Raw genomic sequence first — 11,268 nt, forward strand, 5'->3', positions numbered from 1 at the left:
GCCGACAGGGCCACGCCGAAGACCAGGAACGGCAGCGCCTGCACGCAGATCGCCACGAAGATCGTGGCCCAGGTCTGCAGGGCCGGTGCCGTCAGATGCGGGGTCAGCAGCAGCCGGCCCGCCACCAGCGCCACGATGACGAGCGCGAACCCCCACGGCAGGGCACCGCCGGAGCCTCGACGGCCCCAGGAATCGGGGGGAACCGGACTCTCGTTGTCGATCCGCGCGTCCCGCGGGCCGGTTCGGAGCTCAGACATGCGCCATATCGTGCCAGATCACCCTGGTGTTCCACCCGGCGCCTTTCGAAGAGGCCTGATGGGCATATCCCTTGCCCGGTAGGCGCGCGGCCGGCCTTCGGTGGCCGCGCTCCACGTGCGTCCGTCGGCGCGGGCGACGACCTCGTGCGTCCACGACGGGCGTGACGGCGCGACCGGCCGCGAAGTACCAATCCGGCGTGCTCGTAGACGACGTACTGCTCGCCGAGACCGGCCCTGGCCAGGTACACCGCCGCGCGGGCCGGATCGTCCGGCGCGTCGAGCTGGACCGCTCAGGTGAGGGCGGGTACGGCTCGCGCCCGGTCCGCCCATGCTTCGGATCGCCTGGCGGTCGTCGTGCCCCTTGCCGTGTGGTGGTCTCGTGCTTCGGTGGATGCGCCGGTCAGAGCCGCCGGGGTCACGGGGTCATCTCCAGCCGCCAGCCGTCCGCGTTGGCGCGCTGTCGCCAGAAGGCGGCGTAGGTGCCGTCGGCTGCGGCGAGCCGGGCGTGCGTGCCGCGTTCGGTGATTCGCCCGTCCTCCATGACGAGGACCTGGTCGGCGGCGAGTACGGTACTGAGGCGGTGGGTGATGACGAGCAGTGTCTTCTCGGCGGCCAGGGCCTGGACCGTGGACGTGAGCACCGCCTCGTTCTCCTGGTCGAGTGCCGCGGTCGCCTCGTCCAGGATGAGGATCGGTGCGTCCTTGAGCAGGGCGCGGGCGATGGAGACACGCTGGCGCTGTCCGCCGGACAGGGCGGTGCCGCCCTCGCCGACTCTGGTGGCCCAGCCGTCGGGCAGTTCCTCCACCACCCGGTCCAGGCCGGCCATGGCCGCGGCGCGGCGCAGTCGCTCCTCGTCGGCGTCCGGGTTCCCGATGCGGACGTTGTCCTCGATCGTGCCCTCGAAGAGGTAGACGTCCTGGAAGACGATCGAGACGGTCGCGGCCAGGTCCTCGGAGGAGATGTCGCGGACGTCGACCCCGCCGATGCGGACCGTGCCGTCGGTGGCGTCCCAGAAGCGGGCCAGCAGCCGGGCGACGGTGGTCTTGCCGGCGCCGGAGGGCCCGATGAGAGCGGTCATGCTGCGTTCGGGAATGCGGAAGCTCACCTCGCAGAGCAACCCGGTCCCCGGGTCGGTGGGAGAGGTGAAGGCGTTCCCCCCGGTCTGCCCCGTGCCTTGCACGGTGTCTTTCACGGTGTCTTTCACGGTGTCTTTCACGGTGTCCTGCGGGTAGGTGAAGCCGACGTTGTCGAACTCCACGTCGGCTCCCTGCGGCAGCCGGGGTTCGGCCGGTCGCGGGAACGGCCGCGAGCGCAGTACGGCGTCCAGCCGTTCCAGGCCGTTGCGGGCGATCCGCATCCCCGCGCCCAGGTCGGCCGCGCTGGACAGGCTGTCGGTGAGGCGGCCGACGAGCACGAGCAGGGCCAGCAGGGTCGGCACGTCCAGGGAACCGCCCAGGGCCCAGGAGACCCCCAAGGCCAGCAGGAGGGCGAAGACCGTGCGGGTGGCGAAGGCGAAGGCGACCAGGCCCGGTACGCCGCGGTGAATCAACCGGCGGTCGGCGCGCGACTGCGCCACCAGGGCGTCGTCGAGTGCGCCGTAGCCGTCGGCGGTCCGGCCGAAGGCGCGCAGGGCCGGCTGGTTCTGCGCGAACTCCAGGACGCGGTCGGCCGATTCGCCGATCGCCCCGTCGCGTCCCCGATCCAGCCTGCTCATCACCGAGGTGCTCCACAGGTGGACCACCAGCAGCACCGGCGCGCACAGCAGCAGCACGAGCGCCACCCGGGCGTCGAAGAGGAAGGTGGCGGCCACGATGGTGAGCGGGGTGAGCACCGATGCGGTCAGCGGACGCAGCAGGTGCGCCGGCATGTTCATCACCTGGATGACGTTCTGGGCGGCCAGGCGGCTGAGTTCGGCGGCCCGCCCGGGGGTGAACCAGCCGATGGGCAGGTCGAGGGCGCGGTCGGCGAGTCGCCGGTGCAGTACCCGCGACAGCCGGGAACCGACGGTGAAGCCACCGCTCAGGGCGACGGCCTGGAGGACGGCGTAGGCCAGTGAACAGACGGTCAGGGCGGCGAGCCACGGCCACACCTCGCCCGGCCTCTCGCCGAGCAGGGCACGCAGCACCGGCACCAGCAGGGCGAAGGCGAGACCTTGGAGGACGGCGGCACCCGCCAGTACGACGAGGAGACGGTTCAGGAAACCGGATCCCTCGGGTCCGAGGACACGGTAGAGATGGCGGATCATCGCGAGGTTCTCTCCGGGGAGGCGTCGGGGTCGTCGTGAACGGTCGGTTCCATGAGGACCGGCGCGGCCGGCGCGACCGGCGCGACCGGCGCGGTGAGGGCGGGTGCTGTCTGGCCGGCGGCCTGTGCCGCCTCCTGGGCTCTCCACAGCCGGGCGTAGCGGCCCTCGGCGGCCAGCAGGTCCGCATGGCGGCCCTGCTCGACGATCCGCCCGCCGTCCAGCACCACGATCCGGTCGGCGTGGCGGACGGTCGCCAGCCGGTGGGCGATGACGAGCAACGTGCGACCGGCGGCAAGGGTGGACAAGGCATCCTGGATGAGCGCCTCGGAGTAGGGGTCGGCGTAGGCGGTGGCCTCGTCCAGGACGAGGACGGGGGCGTCGGCGAGCAGGGCACGGGCGATGGACAGGCGTTGCCGCTCGCCGCCGGAGAAGGAGACGCCGGTGCCGACCTCGGTGGCGTAACCGGCGGGCAGTTCGGTGATCCGCTCATGGATCTGGGCGGCGCGGGCGGCCTGCTCGACCTCGTCGTCGCCGGCGGAGGGGCGGCCCAGGCGGATGTTGTCGGCGACGGAGGCCCGCAGCAGCCGCACGTCCTGCAGGACGAAGCCGACATGGCGGTAGAGCTCGGTGGTGGGTATGTCGCGGACATCGGCACCTCCGATGGTGACGGCGCCCGCCGTGACGTCGTGGAAACGCAGGAGCAGTGAGGCGAGGGTGGACTTGCCCGATCCGGAGGGACCGACGAGCGCGGTGACGGTACCGGGTTCCAGGTCGAGGTCGATGCCGCTCAGGACGTCGGTGCGGCCGTCGTAGGAGAAGGACACCTCGCGCATCGAGATGCGGGAGCCCTGCGGGAGGGCGGGTGCCGGGCTCTGTGGCAGGACGGGGGTGGCGAGCAGCGCGGAGATGCGCGTGGCGGCGGCCTGACCGGCCCGGATCTGCTGGATCCGGGGACCGACCAGGCCCATGGGAGCGGCGATGACCGGTCCGAGGAGGACGAACGCCACGAGGTCGGCGGCGGTCGTCCATCCAGCGGTGACGAACACGGCTCCCGCCACGGTGAGCAGGAGCAGGACGACGACCGGGGAGACGACGAGCAGGGCCGCGGTGGAGGTGACCAGCGTGGTGCGGACCCAGGAGGTGAAGAAGTCGGAGAAGCCGTCGGTGGCGGACAGGAAGCGTTCGTGGACCTTATGGCCGCGGCCGAAGGTCTTCAGGACGGCGATGCCGTTGGAGAACTCCACGGCGGCCGAGGAGATGCGGCCCAGGGCCGCTCCGTACTCGGCCATCTGCGCCGCCGCTCCGGCCATGGCCCGGCTGAACAGGTAGGCACCCAGGGCCAGGGGCAGCACGCTGAGCAGCGCGAGCCGCCAGTCGACGGTGAACAGGTAGGCCAGCGCGAGAAGCGGGGCGGTCAGGGCGGTGGTGACATCGAGAAGGGTGTGGGCGACGAGCGTGTGCAGCGCGTGCACGTCGTCCTGCACGGCGCGTTTGATCTCTCCCGCGCCCCTGGAGGTGACCCACCCCAGTGGCAGGCGGCCGGTGTGCTCGGCCAGCCGGCGACGCAACGCGAGTTGCAGGTCGTTGTCGGCCAGATGGCTGACCGCCCCGGCGGCGAATCCCAGCAGCAAGGCCGCGAGACCGGACAGGCACGCCAGGGTGACCAGGGGCCAAAGGTCGTCGCCGCGAGCAGGGGAGTCGCCGGTGAGGTGGACGGCGATCCGGGCGACGGCGATGAAGGGAACGACTCCGGTCAGCGCGCCGGCGGCCTGCAGAGCGACGGCCAAGGAGAGACGCCCCCGGACCTGGCGCAGGAGGCCGCGCAACGGTGGCACTCCGAGGGCATCCGATCCGGCCGTGCCCGGGACGGTGTCGGGGCCGTCGGGGATGTCGGGAGTGTCGAGGTTTTCGGGGAGGGCGGGGACGCTGTGTGGAGCGGGTGTGCCGGACATGTCGGGCTGCCGCGGGCCTTGGCGTGAGGGGGGGGTGGGTCATGTGACGAGGGCTCCGATTTCGGGGATGGCCTGGCTGCCGGTCTCGGTGATGCGGTGGCCTGTCGTTTTCGCCTCGCGGGTGAGCCGGATGACGCCGAAGGTGGGCAGGTCGTGGTTGCCGGCGGTGTGGCGGCCACCGTGCGGAGCCCGGCCGGCGGCAACGGGTGCACGCACCTGTCTGCCGCGAGCACACCGGGTCTCTACCGGGCTCATATCGGGCTCATACCGGGCTCATACGGGAACAGCCGACCAGTTCCCGTGTCACCGCGTGCTCCGGCCGGGCGAAGACCCGGTCCGGCGGACCCGACTCGATCACCCGCCCGCCGTCCAGGACGACGACCTGGTTCGCGTACCGCGCCGCCTCGGTCAGGTCGTGGGTCACCAGCAACACCGTCAGTCCCAGTGTCCGGCGCAGCGAGGTCAGCAGGTTCAGGACGTCGGATGCGATCTGCGGGTCCAAGGCCGAGGTGATCTCGTCACAGACCAGTACCTTGGGCGCACCGGCCAGGGCTCGCGCCAGGTTGACCCGCTGGCGCTCACCGCCGGACAGCTCGCCCGGCCGGCGTGACAGGAACGCCGGCGCCAGGCCGACCAGCCCGAGGATCCGGCCGGCTTCGGCGGCGGCCTCGGTGGTCGCCATGCCCCGCAGGCCGGTCAGCGGACGTGTCAGCGCGGTCCGCACCGACTCGCGTGGATTGAGCGCTCCGCGGGAGTCCTGGGCCACCAGCTGCACCGCGCGGCCGCGCCCCGAAGCGGCGGGCGGCCCGTCGGGCCCGTCCCTCCAGCCGGCCGTGCCCCGCGTCGCGCGGTGCAGGCCGACCAGGCAGCGCGCAAGGGTGCTCTTGCCGGAGCCGGACGCCCCCACCACGGCCGTGCACGTGCCGGCGGGGACGGTCAGTGAGACCCCGCGCAGGACGGTCGTACGGCCGTGCGCGGCCGACAGGTCGCGTACCCGCAGCTCGCCCTGGTCCTTGGTGGCGACCGTGCGGGCGGCTTCGCCGTCCTCACGTTCGGCGGACGCGGTGACGTGCGAGCCGACCGGCAGTACCGTCCGCGGAGAACCGGATGAGGCGATCCGCCCGTCCTCCAGCCGGATCGCCTCGTCCGCCAGCGCCGCGACCCAGTCCGGGTCGTGACTGACCAGCACCGCCGCGCGGTCGCCGTCGCGCACCAGCTCGCTCAGCAGTTGACGCATCTGGTGGGCCAGCACGGCGTCCAGACTGCCCGTCGGCTCGTCCAGGACCAGCAATCGCGGGCTGCCCGCCAGGGCGGCGGCCAGGGCCACCCGCTGCGCCTGCCCGCCGGAGAGCTGATGGGGACGGCGTCGCAGGAACGCCCTGTCGGCCGGCAGCCGCACCGACGACAGCAGCGACCGGACCTGTCCGGCGACATCGGAGGGGCCGGGGGAGCCGGGGGAGCCGGGGGAGCGCAGCCGTACCGCCTCGACGACCTGGTCCCCGATCCGCAGCGCCGGGTTGAGGGAGGCGGCCGGATCCTGGCCCATGAACGACACCACCCGGCCACGCAGACGGCGAGCTCCGGACCGGTCGAACGGATCGAGGCCGGCCACCCGCACCGTGCCGGAGCGTCGTTCCAGGCCGGGGCGTACGTGTCCGAGCAGGCTCAGCGCCAGGCTGCTCTTGCCGGAGCCGGACCTTCCGACGACCCCCAGCACCCGTCCGGGGGCGAGGGTCAGCGTCGCCTCCCGCAGCACGGGGGGACCGCCGCCGATCGGGGCCAGCGTCAGCCCCGTGACGCGGAGCAGTTCCTCGCTGTTCACGGTGTTCATCGCCCCTCCCCGGAGGCCGTGTCGGCGAACCAGTCGGCCAGCAGGCCGATACAGACCGACAGCAGCACGATCAGCAGGGTGGGTGCCAGGAAGGGGGCGACCGTCAGGGGGGCGCCGGGGATGTTCTCGTTGATCATGCGTCCCCAGTTCGGAGCCGGTGCGCCGCGGCCGAGACCGAGGAAACCGGCGGTGGCGGTGAGGTGCACGGACGCGACCAGCCGCAGGGCCGTGTCCGCCAGTGCTAGTCCGGCGATGTTGGGCAGGATGTCGTGGCGCAGCACGGCCCACCTGCTGTCGCCGCGGGCGTAGGACGCTTCCGCGTAGCCGGTGACGACGACCTGCCGGGTGGCCGCGCGCAGCACCCGTACCGAGAACGGGGTGGTGGCCAGGGCGACGGCGGCGACGACCGCCAGGTCGCTGCCGGGGAAACCGGCCGCCAGCACGAGGATGAGCAACAGCGCGGGAAGCACCGCCAGGGCGTCCACGAGCCGCGACACGAGATCGCCGACGCGGCGGGGGGCGAGCCCCGCCAGCACGCCCGCGGCCATGCCCGCGACCCCGGCGGCCAGCGTCGCGGCGACCCCGGTCAGGACGATCACCTGCCCTCCCCACAGCACCCGGCTCAGCACGTCCCGGCCCAGGACGTCGGTCCCCAGCCGATGGACGCCGTCCGGTGGCTGAAAGGGCATCGCCAGCTGCTCGGTCGGGCCGTACGGCGCGATCAGCGGCCCGCACAGCGCGATCGCGACCACGAACAACGCCCCGGTCCCGGCCAGCGACGGCAGCCATCGGCGGCGCGGCCGCACGGCAGGGTCACCCGTCCGAAGCGGTCTCGCCCGCATCAGGACGCCCGTCATCGCCGATCCCCGCCCACCGGGTCGAGCAGCCGTCCGCACACGTCGCCCAGCAGCAGGATCAGCAGCATCACCGCGGCCAGGGCCGTGGCTATGCCCTGCACCATCGGGATGTCCCTGGCCGCGACGGCCTGCTGGAGCTCGCGGCCGATCCCGGGATAGTCGAAGACGCTCTCGACGACCACGGCCCCGCCGACCAGCACGCCGGTGATGAGGGTGAGGGCCTGAACGGCGGGCCCGGCGGCGTTGGGCAGCACGTGACGCAGGGCCAGGCGCGTCCCGCGCACCCCGTTGAGCCGGGCCGTCTCCACGTACGGGGAGGCCGCCACGTCCGCCGCCGAGACGCGGATCAGCCGGGTGGCCGTGGCCAGGGCGACCGCGGTGAGGGTGAGCACAGGCAGTACCAGACCCTTGGGGGCGTCGAGCGGGGTGCCGCCCAGCGGCACCAGGGAGACCCGTGGCAGCAGGTCCAGATGCACCGACAGTACGGCGATCAGCAGTGCCGCCGACACGAACTCCGGTACCCCCGCCGCGACCTGGGCCAGGGAGGAGACCAGGCGATCGCCGGTACCGCCCGCCCGCAGCCCGGACGACAGGCCGAGCAGCACCGCGAGCGGAACGGTGAGAACCAAGGTCAGGCCCGCCAGCAGCAGGCTGTTGGGAAGCCGGTCCGCCAGCACCTCCACGACCGGCCGGTGCCCGACGAACCCGGTGCCCAGGTCGCCGCGAGCCGCGCCGAGCGCCCATCGGGCGTAGCGCTCGGCCACCGGCCGGTCCAGGCCGAGGGCGGCCCGGACCTGAGCGCGTTCGGCCATGGAGGCGTCGGTGCCCGCCACCGCGCTGACCGCATCCCCCGGCAGCACGGCCGTCGCGGCGAACACCGCGCCGGACAGCAGCACGAGCAGCACGCTCGCGCCGGCGAGCCGGCGGCCGAGGAAGAGCATCCAGCTCACGTCAGAGTGGCCCGGGAGAAGCCGGGGAACTGCTCGAAGAGGTCGTCCTGGATGCCGGTGACCCCCTTGGCCTGAGCGTTGACGTAGGGCTTGAACACCGGAATCACCGTGTTGCCGTCCTCCCACTGCTTCTTCTGCGCCTCGCCTCCGAGCCTCTTCGCCTCTGCGGGGTCGCTCTGCGCGCGGGAGGCGGAGACGAGCGCGTCGACGTCGGGGCGCTTCCAGCCGAACGCCGACGGCGCGCCACCGGCCGTGGCGATCTGGTAGGTCGACAGCGCCGGGACCGGCACCTGGTACGAGGCGGCCAGCGGCAACTGGGCATAGGCGGGGAAGTCGGCGAAGAGCTGTCCGGGCGGCAGTTCCCTGAGCGAGGCCTTCACCCCGACCTTCTTCAGGTTCTCGACGTAGAGGGTCGCCACCTCCACCATGCCCGGGGTCTCCGGCCCCGTGGTCAGCACGATCTCCATCCCCTCGGCGCCCGCGGCCTTGAGCAGGGAGCGGGCCTTTTCCGGGTCGTGCGCCCGCTGCGCGAGCCCTTCCACGTAGTCGGGAAAGCCCATGGAGGGCAGGTCGTTGCCCACGGTGGCGTTGCCGTAGAACACCGTGCTCACCATGGCCTCGCGGTCCGCGGCGAGTTTGAACGCCTCGCGCACCCGTTCGTCGTCGAACGGCTTGACGTTCATGTTCATCCGGAAGGACAGGCCCACCAGGTAAGGGCTCTTGGAGGGCACCAGGTCGAACTTCTCGTCGGCCGACAGCGTGCGGGCGGTGACGGGGGAGAGGTCGTGCGCGAAGTCGACCTCACGGCTCGTGAGCGCACCGGCCCGGGCGTCGGAGTCGGCGATCGAACGCAGTTCCAGGCCGGCCAGGTGGGGTCCCTGCCCCAGGACGGCGCCGTAGTAGTCGTCGTTGCGGGTGAAGGCGGCTCCCTGCCCGGCGGTGAACGCGGTGAGCGTGAACGGCCCGCACGTCGGCATGCCGGTGGTGAACTGCCTCGTTCCGTTCTTGACGACGAGGAAGTTGCCCTGGCACAGGAGCAGGCGGCCGTCGGCGATCGGGCGAGCGGTCGGCAGGACCACCTTGAGATCGCCGTCGGCCTTCGCACGGGCGAGGTCGAAGTTGGACGAGGCCATCCGGTACACCGGCAGCTTGCTGCCCGCCGCCAGGGTCACCAGGGAGTGCAGGACGTCCGCCGAGGTCAGCGTGGAGCCGTCGGTGAAACGGACGCCGGGGCGAAGGCGCAGGGTGTAGGTGGACAGGTCCTCGGACACGTCGATGCCTTCGAGGACCCCGTAGCGGACGCCGTCCTCGGCGGAGGGGTCGAGATTGCCCAGGGTGCCGTGCCAGGCGCGGGCCCGTACCAGGTCCATCGGGGTGGGGCCGTTGAAGAAGTCGAGGGTCTCGGACGCGCCGCCGCCGACGAAAGCCGCCCGGAGAGTACCTCCGGCCCGAGGTGTTCCGGAAGCCGCAGCGCTCTTCGGTGACGCGGTGGAACCGTCGGCGGAACAGGCGGTGATCAGGCCGGGCCCGGCAGCCAGAGCCACAGCGGCCAAAGCTCCTTGGCGGAGGAAGTGACGTCGGTCGAGAGGGGAGGACATGGTTCTCCTTGATATGAGGACACCGCGGTGGTGAGGTCAGGGGAGTCGGGCCGATCGTGGGGCGAGCGGCCGCCGTCTTGAGGGAGCGGTTCGGCGGACGACCGCCGGGCGTATCTGCTCAGCAGGCCGGACCGGGCTTGACCGTCGCCGACGGCGATGTCGGCGCGAGCACCATGTGCGCGGTCGGCTCAGTAGCCGGCCACTCCGAACCGGTCAGGAGCCTCCCCCTCCTGAGCTGGACCTTCATGCCGTCGTTCTTCCCATGGAGTGCAGAACGACGGCGGTATGAAACCGGTGTACGACACAGACTATTGGAAATGATAACCATGTCTAGCTCAATCGGACATGGCCGCACCCCGTAGCGCTGAGCTCGCCCTCTGCAGATGCGGGCGATGGTCAGCGACCGGTTCGCACCGACCGCGCACCGACCGCGCACCGTCGTAGCCCGCGGAATCGGCGAAGATGCGGATGCGGGTGCCCGCGATCAGCCAGGCACCATCGGCGACCGCCATGATCAGGCCGAGGACGACGAAGACCGCGGTCACGCCCAGCCGGTCGATGAGGATGCCGGTGGCGGCGCCCGGCGCGCCGCGACGACGGGCACCGGCCGGCCGCCTGACCTTCCTGGGCACGCCGGCCCTGATGTCGGCCCTGATGTCGGCACTGCTGGGCCTCTCGCTGGTCGCCGCCGTCGGTCTCGGACCGGTCGCCATCGCCTTCGGCGACGTGGCCCGCATGCTCGGTCACCGGCTGCCGCCCTGGCTCGTGACCGAGGCGCCGACCGGCCCTCAGGCGCTCATCGTGCTGGACATCCGCTTCCCCCGGGTCCTGTTCGGCGCCGTGGCCGCCTCCGCGCTGGTGCTGACGATGTCGCGGCACGGTCGTCGCGGTCAGCGGCGGCATCGGCTTCGTCGCGCTCATGGTCCCGCACGCCGTACGGCTCGTGATCGGCGGCGACAACCGACGCCTGATCCCGCCGGCCGCGCTGACCGGACCGGTGCATCCGGCGTGACGCAGGCCGGAGACCGGGCGGGCCGCGTCGGGCCGGCGGCTCACCTCTGCCGGCAGCCCGGGCAGGTCCCATAGATCTCCTCGATCCGGAACCCCTCGCTCAGGGCGGGCTCCAGGGCGGAGGCGGCGACCTCGGTGACCGCTCCGCAGGCGCGGCACACCACATGGCAGTGCTCGCCCTCGTCGCAGATGCGGTAGGCCGTCTCCCCGTTGCGCTCGAAGGCGTGCACGAGGTCGGCCCGGACCAGGGCGGCGAGCGTACGGTAGACGGTCGTCAGGCCGACACGATCACCGCGGGAGCGTAGCTGGACGTGGATCTCTCCGGCGCTCTTGGGTTCTGGCTGCGCGCGCAGGCAGCGCAGGACCAGCAGCCGGCTGCCGGTCGCGGTCACTCCCCGCGACCGGAGTTCGCGGGCGTCCCGGTGGTCCATCGATCACCCCTGTGCGGACTGCGCTGGAGAGGGGAAGCGGTGTCAGCCGCGGGGGCGGGTGGCGTAGGGCAGCAGGGCCATCTCCCGGGCGTTCTTGACGGCCCGGGCGAGCTGTCGTTGCTGCTGGACGGTGACG

At 72.4% G+C, this 11,268-nt stretch carries 9 protein-coding genes and 3 pseudogenes; 1 reads left to right on the forward strand and 11 read right to left on the reverse strand.

Annotation, left to right across the window (positions count from 1 at the left end):
• The 9 genes and pseudogenes from ACIBCT_RS40200 to ACIBCT_RS40240 all read right to left on the reverse strand — a co-directional run.
• Window positions 1–257 (reverse strand): annotated as a pseudogene (locus ACIBCT_RS40200) (permease); the annotation flags it as partial.
• A 415-nt stretch (window positions 258–672) separates the two neighbouring features.
• Window positions 673–2,502, reverse strand: a complete 1,830-nt coding sequence (locus tag ACIBCT_RS40205; RefSeq protein WP_399197310.1) for an ABC transporter ATP-binding protein — start codon at window positions 2,500–2,502, stop codon at window positions 673–675.
• Window positions 2,499–4,289: an ABC transporter ATP-binding protein gene (locus ACIBCT_RS40210; protein WP_399197311.1), complete on the reverse strand. Its 1,791-nt coding sequence runs from the start codon at window positions 4,287–4,289 to the stop codon at window positions 2,499–2,501. Before ACIBCT_RS40210 ends, ACIBCT_RS40205 begins: the two co-directional genes overlap by 4 nt.
• A 204-nt stretch (window positions 4,290–4,493) precedes the next feature.
• Window positions 4,494–4,670 (reverse strand): hypothetical protein, encoded by a 177-nt coding sequence (locus ACIBCT_RS40215; protein WP_399197312.1) that lies wholly within the window; start codon window positions 4,668–4,670, stop codon window positions 4,494–4,496.
• Between the two features lie 46 nt (window positions 4,671–4,716).
• Entirely contained in the window at window positions 4,717–6,285 is a 1,569-nt protein-coding gene (locus tag ACIBCT_RS40220) for an ABC transporter ATP-binding protein (RefSeq protein ID WP_399197313.1), read from the reverse strand.
• On the reverse strand, window positions 6,282–7,142 hold the full coding sequence (locus tag ACIBCT_RS40225; RefSeq protein WP_399197314.1) for an ABC transporter permease: 861 nt from the start codon (window positions 7,140–7,142) through the stop codon (window positions 6,282–6,284). The genes ACIBCT_RS40220 and ACIBCT_RS40225 overlap by 4 nt, the downstream gene beginning before the upstream one ends.
• Window positions 7,139–8,083 carry an ABC transporter permease gene (locus tag ACIBCT_RS40230; RefSeq protein ID WP_399197318.1) on the reverse strand — a complete coding sequence of 315 codons (945 nt, stop codon included), beginning with the start codon at window positions 8,081–8,083 and terminating at the stop codon, window positions 7,139–7,141. Before ACIBCT_RS40230 ends, ACIBCT_RS40225 begins: the two co-directional genes overlap by 4 nt.
• A 5-nt stretch (window positions 8,084–8,088) precedes the next feature.
• Complete coding sequence (locus tag ACIBCT_RS40235) at window positions 8,089–9,636, reverse strand: ABC transporter substrate-binding protein (protein ID WP_399197315.1); 1,548 nt, start codon at window positions 9,634–9,636, stop codon at window positions 8,089–8,091.
• 389 nt (window positions 9,637–10,025) lie between these two features.
• Entirely contained in the window at window positions 10,026–10,427 is a 402-nt protein-coding gene (locus tag ACIBCT_RS40240; protein WP_399197316.1) for a hypothetical protein, read from the reverse strand.
• Window positions 10,428–10,576: 149 nt separating this feature from the next.
• Between ACIBCT_RS40240 and ACIBCT_RS40245 the strand changes: the two are divergent.
• Window positions 10,577–10,702: pseudogene (locus ACIBCT_RS40245) on the forward strand (iron chelate uptake ABC transporter family permease subunit); the annotation flags it as partial.
• Window positions 10,703–10,742: 40 nt separating this feature from the next.
• Here the strand turns inward: ACIBCT_RS40245 and ACIBCT_RS40250 are convergent.
• Window positions 10,743–11,132, reverse strand: coding sequence for a Fur family transcriptional regulator (locus ACIBCT_RS40250; protein WP_399197317.1), 390 nt, complete (start codon window positions 11,130–11,132; stop codon window positions 10,743–10,745).
• A gap of 42 nt (window positions 11,133–11,174) precedes the next feature.
• Window positions 11,175–11,268: pseudogene (locus ACIBCT_RS40255) on the reverse strand (30S ribosomal protein S18); the annotation flags it as partial.

The sequence above is a fragment of the Streptosporangium sp. NPDC050855 genome, assembly GCF_044456585.1.
GTDB lineage: Bacteria > Actinomycetota > Actinomycetes > Streptosporangiales > Streptosporangiaceae > Streptosporangium > Streptosporangium longisporum.